The sequence below is a fragment of the Bacteroides sp. 1_1_14 genome, from assembly GCF_000162515.1.
GTDB classification, from domain to species: domain Bacteria; phylum Bacteroidota; class Bacteroidia; order Bacteroidales; family Bacteroidaceae; genus Bacteroides; species Bacteroides thetaiotaomicron.
On the sequence record NZ_GG774711.1, the window covers coordinates 42,353 to 59,151 of the forward strand.

Sequence of the window (16,799 nt, forward strand, 5' to 3'; positions counted from 1 at the left end):
TTAATAACCTGTTGTCAGTCATTTTGTCAGTCAATTTCTGCCAAACAATCATTATTTTGCTTTGGCATACTTTTCGCAACTGATTTAGCGTCTTCTTCAAGAAGAGGACAAATCATGAATATAATGTATAACAAATAAAATCAAAAAAAAGAACTATGAACATTAAACCATTAGCAGACAGAGTGCTTATCCTCCCTGCACCTGCAGAAGAAAAACAATTGGTGGTATCATTATTCCTGATACAGCAAAAGAAAAACCTTTGAAGGGTGAAGTTGTGGCAGTTGGTCACGGAACGAAAGACGAAGAAATGGTATTGAAAGTAGGCGATACAGTTCTTTATGGCAAGTATGCCGGAACAGAACTTGAAGTAGAAGGCACTAAATACCTTATCATGCGTCAGAGCGATGTTCTCGCTATCTTGGGTTAATTCAAAATTCTAAATTTATCATATTAAAATAAATAAGATATCATTATGGCAAAAGAAATATTATTCAATATCGATGCCCGCGACCAATTGAAAAAAGGTGTCGATGCATTGGCAAATGCAGTAAAAGTAACTCTTGGCCCGAAAGGACGTAACGTTATCATCGAAAAGAAATTCGGTGCTCCGCACATCACAAAAGACGGTGTGACAGTAGCAAAGGAGATCGAATTGGCAGACGCTTACCAAAATACCGGTGCACAACTGGTGAAAGAAGTCGCTTCTAAGACTGGTGACGATGCAGGTGACGGTACAACTACTGCAACTGTTTTGGCTCAGGCTATCGTAGCTGAAGGTTTGAAGAATGTGACTGCCGGTGCAAGCCCGATGGATATCAAACGTGGTATTGACAAGGCTGTTGCCAAAGTGGTAGAATCAATCAAGGCACAAGCTGAAACTGTAGGTGACAACTACGACAAGATCGAACAGGTTGCTACTGTATCTGCTAACAATGATCCGGTAATCGGTAAATTGATTGCTGACGCTATGCGTAAAGTTTCTAAGGACGGTGTAATCACTATCGAAGAAGCTAAAGGTACTGACACTACTATCGGTGTAGTAGAAGGTATGCAGTTCGACCGCGGTTATCTGTCTGCTTATTTCGTTACTAATACGGAAAAGATGGAATGTGAGATGGAGAAACCTTACATTCTGATCTACGACAAGAAGATTTCTAATCTGAAAGATTTCTTGCCTATCCTCGAACCGGCTGTTCAGACAGGTCGTCCTCTGTTGGTTATCGCAGAAGATGTGGATAGCGAAGCGTTGACTACATTGGTAGTAAACCGTCTGCGTTCTCAGCTGAAGATTTGTGCTGTGAAGGCTCCGGGCTTCGGCGACCGTCGTAAAGAAATGCTGGAAGATATCGCTATCCTGACAGGTGGTGTGGTAATCAGCGAGGAAAAAGGTCTGAAACTGGAACAGGCTACAATCGAAATGCTCGGTACTGCTGACAAGGTAACAGTATCTAAAGATTATACAACAATCGTAAACGGTGCCGGTGTGAAAGAAAACATCAAGGAACGTTGCGATCAGATCAAGGCTCAGATCGTTGCTACTAAATCAGATTACGACCGTGAGAAATTGCAGGAACGTCTGGCTAAATTGTCAGGTGGTGTAGCAGTTCTCTATGTAGGTGCTGCTTCTGAAGTAGAAATGAAAGAAAAGAAAGACCGTGTAGACGATGCATTGCGTGCAACTCGTGCTGCTATCGAAGAAGGTATCATTCCGGGTGGTGGCGTTGCTTACATCCGTGCTATCGATTCTCTTGAAGGCATGAAGGGGGACAATGCGGATGAAACAACAGGTATCGGTATCATCAAACGTGCTATCGAAGAACCGCTTCGCGAAATTGTTGCCAATGCAGGCAAGGAAGGTGCAGTAGTTGTTCAGAAAGTACGTGAAGGTAAAGGTGACTTCGGTTATAATGCTCGTACGGATGTTTACGAAAATCTGCATGCTGCCGGTGTAGTAGATCCTGCTAAAGTAGCTCGTGTGGCTCTTGAAAATGCAGCTTCTATCGCAGGTATGTTCCTGACTACAGAATGTGTGATCGTGGAAAAGAAAGAAGATAAACCAGAAATGCCGATGGGCGCTCCGGGAATGGGCGGCATGGGCGGAATGATGTAATTCTTCCTTTTCGGACATAAAAATAAGGTATGGAACCGCTTTCCCTGTGGGGGGAGGCGGTTCTTTTTTTGCGCAGCTTTGTGATAGAAACTTTTGTGTGTAACTTGGCGTTATTTGTTTGGAAAGAAGTATCTTTGTGTATTGCAAATCAAAAATCCCTGAGAATATGAGTAGTAAAATTTATCCTATCGGTATACAGAACTTTGAAAAGATTCGAAAAGATGGTTACTTTTACATTGATAAAACTGCGTTGATTTATAAATTGGTAAAGACTGGCAGTTATTATTTTCTAAGTCGTCCCCGTCGTTTTGGAAAAAGTTTGCTGTTATCTACTCTTGAAGCTTATTTTAAAGGAAGAAAAGAACTTTTCGAAGGATTGGCGATGGAGAGTCTGGAGAAGGACTGGATTGAATATCCGGTTATTCATTTGGATCTGAATGCTAAAAAGTTTGATACTGAAAATGACCTTATCCGTCTGATAGATCGACAACTTCTTGTTTACGAAGCTCAATACGGTTCATGTTCCAGTGATGAAACGATCGATGACCGTTTGGTTACTTTAATTAGACTGGCCGCAGAAAAAACAGGGCAGCGGGTGGTGATTCTTGTCGACGAGTATGACAAACCAATGTTGCAAGCCATTGGTAGAGATGAGTTGCAGGAAGAATACCGGAATACATTGAAAGCCTTCTACGGCGTGATGAAGTCGATGGATGGCTATATTAAATTTGCCATGCTGACAGGTGTAACGAAGTTTGGTAAGGTTAGTGTATTCAGCGATTTGAATAATCTCAACGATATCTCCATGTGGAATCAATATATAGATATATGTGGAGTCAGTGATCAAGAATTGCATGATAATCTGGAGGTTGAACTTTCTGAATTTGCAGATGCTCGTGGAATGACATATAATGAAATATGTGTTGCATTGCGTGAATACTATGATGGTTACCATTTTACTCATAATTCCATTGGCATGTATAATCCGTTTAGTCTTCTCAATGCATTCTTACGTAATGAATTTGGCAGCTATTGGTTCGAAACCGGTACACCTACCTATCTAGTAGAATTATTAAAAAAACATCATTATGATCTTCAGAGAATGGCGCACGAAGAAACGAGTGCTGAAGTCTTGAATAGTGTTGATTCTACTTCCGACAATCCGATACCTGTCATTTATCAGAGTGGTTATCTCACTATAAAAGGATATGATGAGCGTTTTGGTATTTATCGTCTTGGATTTCCTAACCGTGAAGTAGAAGAAGGGTTTGTTAAATTCTTGCTTCCTTTCTATGCTAATACTAATGCAGTGGAATCTTCTTTTGAAATTCAGAAATTTGTTCGTGAGATAGAAGCCGGAGATTATGATTCTTTCTTTCGACGTTTACAAAGTTTCTTTGCTGATACACCTTATGAGTTGATTCGTGATTTGGAATTACATTATCAAAATGTTCTTTTTATTGTTTTCAAGTTAATCGGATTCTATGTTAAAGCAGAATATCATACTAGTGAAGGACGTATTGATCTTGTTTTCCAGACAGATAAATTCGTTTATATCATGGAGTTTAAATTGGATGGTACAGCGGAGGAAGCATTGCTACAGATAAATGAGAAACATTACGCTCAGCCTTTCGAATCCAATGATTGGGAGTTGTTCAAAATTGGAGTGAATTTCAGTGCCAAGACACGAAATATAGAGAAATGGGTTGTAGAAAAAGGAGGAAACTAAGTATTTAAAATTAGTTGGTAAAGTCTTTCTGCCATTTAGCTTCGTTTATAATATTCTTCGCTTTCATAAAGCAATGCTTTGGATATCCAAAAGCTATGCTTTATGGTTGCTAAAGCATAGCTTTAAGTTGCCATACGGGAGATGTTATAAATATTATCTTCACCTTCACTTTACCTTCGAAATCCTTTATTTATCGGCGATATCGGGTGAAGGACTAGTTATTCACCCTTTGAACTGAGAATGACATTCGTTCATGAAAGTATCATTCCTTTTGCTATAAGCTAATTTATTTTTGCTATAATGATATTTGCATTAGCTATAACCTAATGGAAAGATGCTAATAGATTATTTTTTTCTTCTCAATGTTTGTTTTAAACATCTTATTGATTGTATCTGACTTGTTTGAAGAAAGAGGTGAAGGTACCTCCCTTCACCCACTATCACTGATGAATAAAGGTTTTCAAAGAAAAGGTGAAGGGTGAAACCTTTGTTTGAAAACTTGTGGTATAATGCGTAAAAGCAACAGAAATCAACAAAATACGTGTTTTTGATGCTGATCCAATTAAAATTCGTTTCTTTGCCTCCAAACTTTTATCAAGAGGTCTTTGTTTTTTTGACCGTTCGCTCCTATTATAATAATAGGAAGTGTATTTATATTATAGTGTATATCTAATAGTTTATGCAATGGGGAATTTAATTTCATTTTTTAAGAAAGTAGCCGATGGGCTACGGGCAGAGGGAAACTTTGGGACTGCCCATGTGTATCGAAGTACTTTGAACATTGTGACAACCTTTCATGGGAGCAGATATCTTGATTTTCATCAGGTAAATCCCGAATGGTTGAAAGATTTTGAAGTCTATCTTCGCAGTCGTGGTTCCAGTTGGAATACTGTTTCCACTTATCTTCGTGTGTTGCGTGCGGTTTATAATCGTGCAGTTGATCTTCGTAAAGCGGAATATATCCCGCATTTATTCCGTTCTGTTTACACAGGAACACGTGCAGACAGGAAGCGTGCGCTGGAAGATGAAGATATGCGAAAAGTTTTTAGTCGTTTGTCGAAATCATCCACAATTCCTTCAGATTTACGTCGTACGAAGGAACTGTTTATTCTGATGTTTCTGCTTCGTGGTTTACCTTTTGTTGATTTGGCTTATTTGCGTAAAAGCGATTTAAGAGGAAACGTGATAACGTATCGTCGGCGTAAGACCGGTCGTTCCTTATCAGTGACTTTGACGCCGGAATCTATGCTTTTATTGGAAAAGCACATAAGCCGGGATCTTAGTTCTCCTTATTTGTTTCCAATTCTTCATAGCATTGAAGGAAGTCAGGAAGCATATCGGGAATATCAGTTAGCCCTGCGGAGTTTCAATCAGCATTTGGAATTGTTAGGTCAGTGGCTGGGACTGGAAAGCAAACTTAGTTCGTATACAGCCCGCCATACCTGGGCTACGACAGCTTATTATTGTGAAATTCATCCGGGTATCATTTCTGAGGCGATGGGGCATTCTTCCATTACGGTGACAGAGACTTATCTGAAGCCATTCCGTAATAGGAAAATTGATGAAGCAAATAATAGGATCGTTGATTTTGTAAAACGCTCTGCTGGCGGAATAATAGTTTGATTACTAACCTGTTACTTGGTAGGTAACGGGACTGAATAGCACTGCAAATATGGACATATTTTGGAAAACATGCAAACAAAATTGAAAAAATCTCTGATAAACCACTAAAAAAAGAACACATAAACAACAAATACTGCGGATTCTTTGTATTAAGACTATATTAACCTTAAATTTTGGCAAAAGATTTTCCTCCCCTCTGCTACAGCTTCTAAGCAGGGGTAAAAGATTTAGATTCTTTTTGAATCAGTTTTCTACAAAAACTACTTTATAAAGGTTACCACAAAGGTTTCCCCGTTACCTACCAAGTAACGGGACAGGCATTATTGAAACTTAGTGTTTAATAATATATTATTAATGTAATTTTTAAGTAGTTATGAAAAGAAAATTTGTAAAAGTGATGTTCTTCGGGGCGTTAGCACTTTCTACCGTCACCTACGTAGGCTGTAAGGACTACGATGATGACATCAAAAACGTGCAGGAACAGATTGATGCCATCAACAAGAAAGGTGCTGATGTTACAACTGAAGCAATGACTGCTGCTATTAATAGCGCAGTAGCCGGATTGCAGACACAATTGGATGCTATCGCAAGTAAAGCAGACAAAACAGCACTTGATGAGCTCAAGAAAACAGTTACTGACCTGCAAGCTGCTTTAAATAACAAAGCAGATGCGACAAAACTTACAGAACTGCAGACCAAACTGGATGAGGCTATTGCTAAAGTAAACGCATCTATTGAGAGTAGTGTAGGAGCTGCAAAAACAGAATTGCAAGCTAAAATTGACAAACTGCAAGCCGATTTAGAAAAAGCTGATGCTGATGCTGCAGAAAAGATTGCAACGGAATTGGCTGCTGTTAAAACAGAATTGCAGGGACTGATCAATGCAAACGGTGAGAAAATTGCTGATCTGTATGAAAAGATCAAAGGTTTGGATGCTATCAAAACTAAAATTGAAGCTTTGGAAGAAGCTGACAAGAATTTCGTTACCATTTCTCAGTTGAATGATTATATGAATTCAGAGGCTGTGAAAGCGTATGTGGATGAAGCTCTTGTAGACTATCTGACATCTGCCGAAGTTACTGAACAGGTAAATGCTGTAAAGACATATGTTGACGGCACATTCAAGGCTGCTATTATGGCTGAGATTAAAGCTGAATACTTGAGTCGTGAAAAGTATAACGCAGATATGGAAGCTTTAATGGAAAAGATTGATACATATGTAGGCAAGGAAGATGCTGCATACAAGAAAATTTTTACTGATATTACAGCCCTTCAGACCTATCAACAACAAACAATTGAGGTACTCGTTGCATCTCTTGCTGAGAACAATACAATTGAAAATGCAAACAAAATTGTTGGTGCTTTGGAAGATATTACAACATTGCAAACTGAAATTGCAAAATGTGCGAAGACCACAGATTTGGATGCTTACGTAAAAGGTACAGAATTAGGTGGACTGATCGATACACATTTACAAGACAAATTTGCAGGTTATGATGGTGAAATTGCAGATATAAAGAAACGTCTGTTAGCACTTGAAATTGATGTTGACGGACTAAAATCAATGGTTCAAAGTGTAACATTCGTTCCATCAGATTCAGAAGGTAAAGTGTATTTCTCTTCTTATTATGTAGTGCCGGAAGGTGAAACGGAAAAGACTTTGATAGCTTCTAATAATACAGTGACTGTGAAATTCCGTGTTTCTCCGGTTTCTGCTGCTAAAAACTTCTTCGATAATTATACTGCATCATTCGATGCACAGGAGATTACTACACGTGCTGCTAATATTTTTGAAGGTGAAGGTAAGGTGGAAAATGCGGATGAAGGTATTATTTCGTTTGTTATATCTACTACTACCGAACAGAGTCATGCTGTTTGTTTAAATATCATAGCTAAAAATTCTGTTCCGGAGAATGCGGAAACTGCTATAAAAGGTACGGACTACTTTACGAATATCAACTCTAATTATTTCCCGGTAATCGTTACAACAAAAACAATTAGTGGTATTCAAGTAGAATCAACTAATAGCACAGTTAGTTCTATCTATTACAACAAAGAGGCATCTAAGATTGATTATAAAGCAGGCGTTGCTTTGAAAGCAAGTTTTGTAGATGGTGGAAATGCTACTTTAGATCCGGAAAATGTAGATCTGTCTAATCTTGTTACAAGTTATGAGTTTGATAAAGACATGACTAATCCTGATGCTCCGGTTATCTTGGATGGCGATGGAAGTTACAAACTGGAAGATGGTGTATTGTCTTTAAAAAATTATGCAGCTGAATCTGCAGGTAAGGAAGCTACAGTTGTGGCTTATGTTGCTGTAAAAGATGGTGACAATACTTTGAAGGAATTCAAATCTACAGCTTATGCAAAAGTGACGGCAGCTAATTATACTGATGGTACAGTGAATCTGACACCTGTAGCTCCTACTGACGTTTTGTATGATGGAACAAAAGTAACTTCAACTAGTGCTTATGCGCTGACTGAATTGTATACTTCAGCTGGTTCGAAAGATATCTATGAGGCTATTCCTGTTGACAAATTTACTCCGACTGCTGATAAGGGAGTTACATTTGTTATTGGTGAAAAGAATGCTTTGACTATCAATGTTCCTAAAGGAACTGCAGCCGGTACATATTCTCCAACATTGAAAATTCAGGTAGATGCAGTGAAGGTTATCAATGTTTCAGCTAGCGTGAAGGTAAGCTATCAGGATATTAAAGTTGTAATTGATGGAAATATCGTTAGTGCAGGTGCAATGACATTGAAACCGACTTATCAGGGATCATATGAAAAACCGACAAGTGTTGGCTTCACTTTAGATTTGGCCACTCTTTACACTAACTATGCTACGCAGTTGGCTGCTGTTAAGAAAGTAGGCGGAGATATTACTCTTACTCTGAAAGATGCTGTGAAGGGCGCTTCTATCAATGGTACTACATTGACAGTAGACAAGACTTACAATGCACATGCAGATGATATTAACCCGATTGTAATTGTTGCCAAGACTGTATATGGCGAAGCTACATTAGACAATAGTACAGTAGAAACTAAAATTAATCTGACTGAGATCAGTGGAACATGGGCATTCACAATTAAATCAGCAGCATTTGGTAAAGATAATCTAAACAGCACATTGAATATTGCAAAAACAGCTTCTTGGACAGACTATAGAGGTAAAGTGATGTGGGCAGATGGTGCTGAAAAAGCTCAGGGTACTACTGAATGGGGAGCTAAACCACTTAGTGTATATGGTTTCACCGCACCTGTATTTAGTATAGCTACAGCTGATGCAGATAAAGCTAAATATGTAAATATCACAACTGATGGTAAGATTTCCCTGACCGATGCAGGTAAGAATCTGGCATCTGCAATTACTCTGAAAGTGAATGTAGCTGCTGTCTCTAACTGGGGTACAATCACTGACTTTGCAAGTAATAATGAAGTTACAGTTAAGATCGATTTGTCTCAAGACGCTGCGGATATTTAATTGTAAACTAGCAGAATTAAAATGGATACTAATTATTTTATTTACGTTTAAATGATGGTTAGCTAACATTTTATTTCTCCAATAATAATCAAAGGGTATCTCTGATTCCATAACGCCAGGAGATACCTTTCCTTTTCTTTCTTCACTACATGGTGAAGATTGCATGAGAGATAGCAGATAATAAGATTATGCTTGCGAAAGTATTTTTTGGTATATGTATCTCTCTATGATAAGAAGATACCTCCCTTATTTCCCACAGGTATTTTCTTTATAGTCTTAGCGTATCTGTCTTATTTTCCCGAGATTACTACTTTTAATGTAATCCCCTTATTCCCCACTAATAAGAAGATGCTTAAGAATGCAAAAGCCCGGGCTTGCGAAAGTCTGGGCTTTCGTATATTACTGTTTGCCTCTGTACGGCTTAATCTGCCGGAAATCCTTGTCATACAGCCCTACCAGTAAACTCTGTCCTTTATTATCTACTCTCAATCCACCATAGGCGGCACGATTATAGACAGAATCCTGTCCTTCTTCAAAAAAGAAGGATTCGGCACCGAGGAATAACCTGCCATTTATTGTTTTATATTTCAGGACGATCTCATTTTCATTTACTGGTTCAAGGGATTCCTGAAGACGTATTATTTCTCCGACGTGATTCTTGTCAAGCTTGAGCACAGCATAACCGCGTTTAGCTTTCTGTCTGTTTATCAACTCGGAATTTGCTTCTTTATAGTTAAGCCTCATATAATCTCCTTGCATCAGCGAACGGGGATCGACAGGAGCCAGTTGCAATAATACGAGTTGTCCCTCTTTCAGCGTCTGTTCTTTCTGATAAACAGACCAGTTAAAATATCCCAGAAGAAGAATTAAATTAGCGATAATCAGTATTCGGCTATATTTTTTCATGTCTTGTCTTTTTTTGAGTGAAAATATACCAGGCTATGAGCAATGCGATTCCCGTAAAGAACAAGGTGATCGATTTCGTCAGCAAGGTGATATCCAGATCATAGTAATATTTGGATATGGAATAGATGAAGAGGAGGAGCGCAACTGCGGACTCAGCTTTATAACCGTACTGAAAACATATCAGTATCAGCAGGATACTGCCCGATAGATAAGGGGCATGCAGACTGGGAAAGCAGATCAGGATACAAAGAAGATAGATGCACACCTGATGTACCGGACTCTTAACCTGCATCACCTGCACGATTTTATAAACCATCAGAAGGATACCCACCAACATGAAAACAGATATGATCCAGTCATTTGTGCTTTTTGTCAAGTAATTGACAGACAACCCGGCCAATGAAAGGACACAAGATACGAACAGACCGGAATGAATAGGTTTATATTTAGACAAATCCCCGTTCGTATAGCTGAGTATTTTTGTCTCAGATAGATTGACGAATAAGAAAATTGCTATAATAGGCACGGCAGCCACATTCAGCGGATTCAGTGAAGAGAATAAATTCGTTATCTCTCCGAACAGCGCCATATAGAATGAGATTACCGAAAGGAAAGTCAGGATGAACCCTTTGGATAACAGCATCGTTACTACACTGATCCCTATCAGTACAATAAAGAGGACATCCATGTTTCTATTCATTCCATAACCGGCTAATATACATCCGGCTATGTAGCACGTAATATTCATCGCGTCCAAAAAAGGTTTGGTCAGGAGGCGATTGACAAATAAAGTAGTAATGATCAGGATACTTCCTGCAATCAGGCAGGATGTTTCGGACCGGAGAATGGAGGAAAGTACAAGAAATCCCAAAAAGAAGATAGCTGTCAGCACTCCTCCGATAATTGAAAGGACTTCGATTGTCAGGTTACTCTTCTGTGCCATACCATTGTTTTTTTAGGTGAAGGATTGCATAAATCAATAAAGTGGTACCGGTGATAACAATAATTCCTGAGAGGAGGAATATGTTGACGTCCCTAAGGTTACTGTGACAGATAAACAGGGATAGTAAAATCATCAGTATGGCAAAAGGAATGGCGGAAAGATAGAATAAATTCCTTTGTCTCCATCCGAACCATAACCCTGCCGAGAACAGCAGAACGGTACTTGCGAGCGGAATGGATACGATTGCATCCTTTTCGCAGATTACTGCCATCATAAGATAAGTCACATGCACAATGGTCGCCAGAGAAAGCAGGCTGACAAACCAACGGTTTTGTCGGCTGAGGGTGCCTTTGATACTCATCCATTCTGTGACGACCGTTGCCGAAGCGCAAATCCAGGTTACTGCACTGGTCAGTAAAGTGACTGCCCATAGGTTGTCCGGCACTATTTGCATAGCGTACAGCCAAATGGTAGTACAGAGCAGTCCGATAAACGTGAGGCAGAGCGGAGTGAAACGGATGGCGACTGCCCAGAGGATGGTGAACAGTGTCCAGCCTAGAAACAGGTCATACGCATCAGCGCCTGTCTGATAGATTTGGCCGAATACGGCAAAAAGTGTGCCTACCAGGAATGTGGCTCCGGTGAGGATTATCTGTTTGATAAGTATATTCCATCGGGTGAATACTGTCAGCAGGACAGATGCAACAAGCAATGTTTGTACGATTCCCAGCTTGGCAAATTTGGGAAGATCTTCCCAGTTATAGGCGAAGAAAAAGATAATTCCTGCCACCGTAAAACCAACGCCTGCAGCTAACAGAAAAATAGAAAGAAATTGTTTCCATTGTCTTTTATCGGCATACATCGGTTGTCTGAATAGGAGTGAAGAGTCCGGTTTTTCCATGTGCTTCTCTTTTTTGATGATTACAAACATAAGAAAATAAAATGATTATCCTTCAGTTGGATATATAAAAAAGGCAGAACCTGACTCATTGTTAGTCTACAATGAGATCAAGTTATACCTTTCTGAAGATAATCATCTTGTCTGTGTGCAAGGATAAATATCGTTGAAGAAGGAGCTGTTAGAAGACTTCCCGTATATGTTTATAATTCGAATTAATAGTATCGATCACTTCCTGTGAGCGTCCGTTAATCAACAGTTTATACATGGACTGGGCGAAGCCTACCATCTGCCCCAATTCTATCTTAGGAGGCATGGCAAGAGCGTTCGGATCGGTCATGATATTTACCAGTACCGGACCATCCAGTTCGAATGCATTTAATAAAGTAGTCAGTACTTCTTCCGGATTGCTGACATTGAAGCCTGTCATTCCCATTGCTTCGGCTACTTGCGCAAAGTCCGGATTCAGCATATTTGTCTGCCAGTCCGGCAGGCCGTCTACTTCCATTTCCAGTTTTACCATTCCCAAGGAGCGGTTATTGAAGACAATGATTTTAATCGGTAACTTGTATTGGACAACGGTTTCCAGATCTCCTAAAGTCATCGACAGACCTCCGTCACCACAGAGCGCCACTACCTGACGGTCGGGATAGGCAAGCGCTGCCCCGATGGCCTGTGGCAAAGCATTCGCCATGGAACCATGATTGAAAGACCCCAGCATATGCCGCTTTCCCGTAGCTTGCAGATAACGTGCACCCCATACACAAGTCATTCCGGTATCTACGGTGAATATTGCATCGTCCGACGCTAGTTTATCAATCTCGGACATCACGTATTCCGGATGGATTTTGTTTATATCTCCTTTATCTTCCGTATAGGCTGCCAGGTCTTTCTTTACTCCTTCATATCTTTTCAGTTGTTTCAGCAGGAAAGTATCATCAGTTTTGGGGTCCAGCATACGCAATAATGCCTGAATAGTCATTCTTACATCTCCGCAAAGTCCGATATCCACTTTGGCACGGCGTCCGAGCCGTTCGGGTTTGATATCTATCTGCGCTATCTTGATGTCATCGGGCAGGAAAGCGGAATAAGGAAAGTCTGTGCCGAGCATAAGAAGTACTTCGGCTTCGTGCATACTGTAATACCCGGAAGGCATTCCCAACAGTCCGGTCATTCCGACTTCATAAGGATTCTCATATTGTACTTCCATTTTTCCTTTGAAAGTATATACCACAGGAGCATTCAGCTTCTCCGAAAGCGCGATCACTTCCTCGTGTGCTCCCCGACAGCCGATGCCGCAGAAAAGGGTAATGCGTTTATGATGGTTCAGCAACTCTGCCAATTGTACCAAGTCTTCTTCCGCCGGACAGACTTCAGGCGGAGCGGGATAATTCTTTACCGAAGATTCGACAGAAACGGAAGATGCCTTGGCCAGGTCTCCCGGTAAGCCTACAACGGCTACCCCTTTTCGGGTAATGGCTGTCTGAATGGCTGATTGAAGCATACGCGGGAATTGTCCCGGAGTAGTTGCCACTTCATTATAGTAGCTGCAATCGTTAAAGAGTTTTATAGTATTGGTCTCCTGAAAATATTCAGTCCCGAATTCTCCGCTGGGGATGGTGGAAGCGATGGCAATGACCGGTGCTCCTGAGCGTTGTGCATCATATAGCCCATTGATGAGGTGAACATGACCCGGTCCGCTGCTGCCTGCGCAGCATCCTATCCGTCCGGTCAGTTGAGCTTCGGCTGCTGCGGCATAGGCTCCGGTTTCTTCATGCCGTACATGTATCCATTGTATCTTATTGTTCTTTCTGACAGCTTCGTTTACCTCATTTAAACTATCGCCCGTCACGGCATAGATACGTTCTACGCCCGATTCAACTAATGTATCGATCAGTTGTTCTGCTATTTTTTTTTCCATATTTGTAATAGGTTTAGGATTGATTCTTAATGTAATAACAGATGTATGCCAAGAAAAGTTCTGTTTTAACATATGCTAATAAGCCCGTTGTGTCGGTACACATCGCAGGTTTTATGTTAAAAATATTTTTGTAACAACTTTTTAGTGTCAGGGAGGGAACATTTGTGATATCCATTTGTTATCTTTATAGGCGAAATCTTAACCTAATGTTTTTAACCTCTTAATAGCTGTAGAAAATGGATAGAAAGCAAATCGGCGTGTATGCTGGTAAAGTCTGGCAACTGCTGAGCAACAATGAGAAATGGGGCTATGGTACCTTAAAGAGAAAGTCCGGGTTGAAGGATAAAGAATTGGGTGCCGCTCTGGGCTGGTTATCGAGAGAAAATAAGATAGAGTTCGATCAGTGTGATGAGGAGCTTTATGTATATCTCTGCGTAAATGTTTATATTGGATGAAAGAATGTCTGATGTTTTAATGAGAACAGATTAAATCCCCGAAGTTACATCTTTGTAGATGAGGTTTCGGGGATTTTGGTATTTTATTCCTTCTCTTTCTTCTGTATTTTCATTTCGATGAGGAAAGCTGCCAGCAGCCCTGCGCCACCGAAAAGAAGTACGCATGCGCCATACACGACACTTGCCTGACGTTCCACGTCCCAGTTTCTGGAAGCGGTGTATCCCGGAAATGAGTTGATGCAGATAAAGAAGGCGACCAGTAGACCTAATCCTATTCCAAGCATCAGCAGACCGCTTTTTAAAGAACCGAAGGTAAATCGGGAGCGGGAGTAATTAAGGTTGAGGGATAAGTTACTGTTGATTTCTCCTGTGTTGACTCTGTCAGCCAGCTTTTCAATCATGGTTATCCGCTCTTTCTTACATACAAAAAGTTCAAATAATTTGTAGATTCCTAATGTAATAGTACCTACGACCAAGGGAATGGTGATAAAATCCATCATAATTATACTGTTTTTAAGTGAATATTTTCGTTCTTTGTATCGTTTGACGCAGTGGACGGAAAAAGGTTACACTGAAAAGCGGATAATTTATAATCCTGTATTTTTCCTTTCCCGGACTGTAACCTTTTGTAACGGGCAGCGTCTAAAGAGTCAAGATGGAACAGAAAGACGAATCATACTATATCAAACGCATACTGGATGGAGAGACGGAATACTTTTCCGTATTTCTTGACCGCTACAGTCGTCCGTTGTATACGTTGGTGGTGCAGATCGTCGGTTGTCCCGAAGATGCGGAGGAGCTGCTTCAGGATATTTTTCTGAAAACTTTCCGCAACTTGAATCGTTATAAAGGCGAGTGCCGTTTTTCTACATGGATTTATCGCATCGCTTACAATACCGCTATCTCGGCTACCCGGAAAAAGAAACAGGAGTTTCTTTATATAGAAGAGAATACGATTAACAATGTACCCGATGAGATGGCGGACAATGTGCTTGCTCCGGCAGAAACCGAAGAACAATTGGTTCGTTTGGGGATGGCGATAGATCAGTTGAGCGGGGAAGAGAAAGCATTGATTACTTTGTTTTATTATGAAGAAAAGTCAATGGAAGAGATCGGTGAGGTGCTGAAACTTTCGATCAGTAATGTGAAAGTACGGCTTCATCGTACCCGGAAAAAGATTTGTGTATTGATGAATAATAAATAGAAGAGAGGATATGGAAGAGGAAAGAAAGATAAACGAGAATACGGGCAATATGCTGAAACAAGCATTGGAACGGAGGCAAACGGAACGACTGTCTTCCAATTTTTCGTATCGGATGATGGAGCGTGTTCATCAGGAGGCTGAGAAGCAGACGAAGCGGAAAACGAGAGTCGGTTGGGCAGCTTTGCTGATATCGGCTTTGGCGTTGGTAGGGCTGGGTGTCTATGTGCTGACTTTCTATCTGGAATTTAACTTTGCCGATGTGATGCCGCAAATGAATGTCCGGCAGGATTCTTCTTTGTTTGGATTTTATGTCTATATCGCACTCCTTGCATTGGTCTTGCTCGGATTAGATTATTGGCTGCGCAAGAAGTATATCTGGAAATAATTCTGTTACTTTGCATGACAATTAAAACAATGTGAAGAAACAAGAAGAAACAATGAGAAGTTTTGCCTCTGATAATAATTCCGGTGTGCATCCGTTGGTGATGGAAGCATTGAGCCGGGCCAACGCAGATCATGCGTTGGGTTATGGTGATGATCAATGGACGGAAGAAGCCGTAGCCAAGATAAAAGAAACCTTTACACCGGACTGTGTTCCCCTGTTTGTATTCAATGGCACGGGCAGCAATGTGGTGGCTTTACAAGTAATGACGCGTCCGTATCATTCAATCTTCTGTGCGGAAACTGCCCATATTTATGTAGACGAGTGCGGCTCTCCCGTGAAAATGACAGGTTGTCAGATCCGGCCGATTGCCACCTCCGACGGTAAGTTGACTCCCGAACTGATGCAGCCTTATCTGCACGGCTTCGGCGACCAGCACCATTCGCAACCCCGTGCGCTTTACATCTCCCAATGCACCGAACTCGGAACGATTTATACACCCGAAGAGCTGAAACGTCTGACTGACTTTGCCCATCTGAACGGTATGTATGTCCACATGGACGGAGCAAGGATTGCCAATGCCTGTGCCGCCCTTCATCTTTCGCTCAAAGAGCTGACTGTAGACTGTGGAATTGACATTCTTAGTTTCGGTGGAACAAAAAATGGACTGATGATGGGGGAATGTGTGATTATATTTAATAAGGACCTGCAACGGGAAGCCCGTTTTGTCCGGAAGCAATCTGCCCAACTGGCTTCCAAGATGCGTTACCTTTCTTGTCAGTTCACTGCCTATCTGACGAATGACCTGTGGCTGAAGAATGCTGCTCATGCTAATGCTATGGCAGGTAAGCTTTATCAGGCGCTTAAAGAGTTGCCGGAAGTCACCTTTACTCAGAAGCCGGAGAGTAACCAGTTATTTCTGACTATGCCCCGTCCGGCTATCGACCGAATGCTGGAATTTTATTTCTTCTATTTCTGGAATGAAGCGAATAACGAAATCCGCCTGGTGACTTCTTTTGACACTACAGAAGAAGATGTGAATCAATTTATTCGACTTTTGAGACGTTAAAGGAGAAGAATGGAACAACAAAAGCGCCTGTAATACTGTTGTAATAAAAAGTTTGGGGCTAACTTTGTC

At 40.8% G+C, this 16,799-nt stretch carries 13 protein-coding genes and 1 pseudogene; 9 read left to right on the top strand and 5 right to left on the bottom strand.

Annotation, left to right across the window (positions count from 1 at the left end; genetic code table 11):
• The first annotated feature begins 155 nt into the window (after positions 1-155).
• The 5 genes and pseudogenes from HMPREF9007_RS03995 (at position 156) to HMPREF9007_RS03975 (ending at position 8,952) form a co-directional block, all read left to right on the top strand.
• A pseudogene (locus tag HMPREF9007_RS03995) lies at positions 156-427 on the top strand (co-chaperone GroES).
• 45 nt (positions 428-472) lie between these two features.
• Positions 473-2,110: a chaperonin GroEL gene (gene groL, locus HMPREF9007_RS03990; RefSeq protein WP_008763228.1), complete on the top strand. Its 1,638-nt coding sequence runs from the start codon at positions 473-475 to the stop codon at positions 2,108-2,110.
• 166 nt (positions 2,111-2,276) lie between these two features.
• Positions 2,277-3,839 (top strand): ATP-binding protein, encoded by a 1,563-nt coding sequence (locus HMPREF9007_RS03985; protein WP_008763229.1) that lies wholly within the window; start codon positions 2,277-2,279, stop codon positions 3,837-3,839.
• Positions 3,840-4,523: 684 nt separating this feature from the next.
• Positions 4,524-5,462: a site-specific integrase gene (locus HMPREF9007_RS03980; RefSeq protein WP_008763230.1), complete on the top strand. Its 939-nt coding sequence runs from the start codon at positions 4,524-4,526 to the stop codon at positions 5,460-5,462.
• A gap of 373 nt (positions 5,463-5,835) precedes the next feature.
• Positions 5,836-8,952 (top strand): hypothetical protein, encoded by a 3,117-nt coding sequence (locus HMPREF9007_RS03975; protein ID WP_008763231.1) that lies wholly within the window; start codon positions 5,836-5,838, stop codon positions 8,950-8,952.
• Positions 8,953-9,351: 399 nt separating this feature from the next.
• Here the strand turns inward: HMPREF9007_RS03975 and HMPREF9007_RS03970 are convergent, their stop codons facing one another.
• The 4 genes from HMPREF9007_RS03970 to HMPREF9007_RS03955 all read right to left on the bottom strand — a co-directional run bounded on the left by HMPREF9007_RS03970 (position 9,352) and on the right by HMPREF9007_RS03955 (position 13,620).
• Positions 9,352-9,858, bottom strand: a complete 507-nt coding sequence (locus tag HMPREF9007_RS03970; protein ID WP_008763232.1) for a GDYXXLXY domain-containing protein — start codon at positions 9,856-9,858, stop codon at positions 9,352-9,354.
• Positions 9,845-10,801, bottom strand: coding sequence for a DUF4401 domain-containing protein (locus HMPREF9007_RS03965; RefSeq protein ID WP_008763233.1), 957 nt, complete (start codon positions 10,799-10,801; stop codon positions 9,845-9,847). The genes HMPREF9007_RS03970 and HMPREF9007_RS03965 overlap by 14 nt, the downstream gene beginning before the upstream one ends.
• Positions 10,785-11,702 (bottom strand): DUF2157 domain-containing protein, encoded by a 918-nt coding sequence (locus HMPREF9007_RS03960; protein ID WP_008763234.1) that lies wholly within the window; start codon positions 11,700-11,702, stop codon positions 10,785-10,787. The genes HMPREF9007_RS03965 and HMPREF9007_RS03960 overlap by 17 nt, the downstream gene beginning before the upstream one ends.
• Positions 11,703-11,880: 178 nt before the next feature.
• A complete protein-coding gene (locus tag HMPREF9007_RS03955; RefSeq protein WP_032850706.1) occupies positions 11,881-13,620 on the bottom strand; it encodes a thiamine pyrophosphate-dependent enzyme in 1,740 nt (579 codons plus the stop codon).
• A 236-nt stretch (positions 13,621-13,856) separates the two neighbouring features.
• On the opposite strand from HMPREF9007_RS03955, the gene HMPREF9007_RS03950 reads away from it, so the two are divergent.
• Positions 13,857-14,075, top strand: a complete 219-nt coding sequence (locus HMPREF9007_RS03950; RefSeq protein WP_008763236.1) for a winged helix-turn-helix domain-containing protein — start codon at positions 13,857-13,859, stop codon at positions 14,073-14,075.
• An 83-nt stretch (positions 14,076-14,158) separates the two neighbouring features.
• Here the strand turns inward: HMPREF9007_RS03950 and HMPREF9007_RS03945 are convergent, their stop codons facing one another.
• Positions 14,159-14,575 (bottom strand): DUF6249 domain-containing protein, encoded by a 417-nt coding sequence (locus tag HMPREF9007_RS03945; RefSeq protein WP_008763237.1) that lies wholly within the window; start codon positions 14,573-14,575, stop codon positions 14,159-14,161.
• A gap of 155 nt (positions 14,576-14,730) precedes the next feature.
• On the opposite strand from HMPREF9007_RS03945, the gene HMPREF9007_RS03940 reads away from it, so the two are divergent.
• Genes HMPREF9007_RS03940 through HMPREF9007_RS03930 form a run of 3 tightly spaced genes read left to right on the top strand, consistent with a single transcriptional unit; the run spans position 14,731 to position 16,730 of the window.
• Positions 14,731-15,279, top strand: coding sequence for a sigma-70 family RNA polymerase sigma factor (locus tag HMPREF9007_RS03940; RefSeq protein ID WP_008763238.1), 549 nt, complete (start codon positions 14,731-14,733; stop codon positions 15,277-15,279).
• A 10-nt stretch (positions 15,280-15,289) separates the two neighbouring features.
• Positions 15,290-15,664: a hypothetical protein gene (locus HMPREF9007_RS03935; protein WP_008763239.1), complete on the top strand. Its 375-nt coding sequence runs from the start codon at positions 15,290-15,292 to the stop codon at positions 15,662-15,664.
• A gap of 52 nt (positions 15,665-15,716) precedes the next feature.
• Positions 15,717-16,730 carry a low specificity L-threonine aldolase gene (locus tag HMPREF9007_RS03930; protein ID WP_008763240.1) on the top strand — a complete coding sequence of 338 codons (1,014 nt, stop codon included), beginning with the start codon at positions 15,717-15,719 and terminating at the stop codon, positions 16,728-16,730.
• The last annotated feature ends 69 nt before the right edge of the window (positions 16,731-16,799 follow it).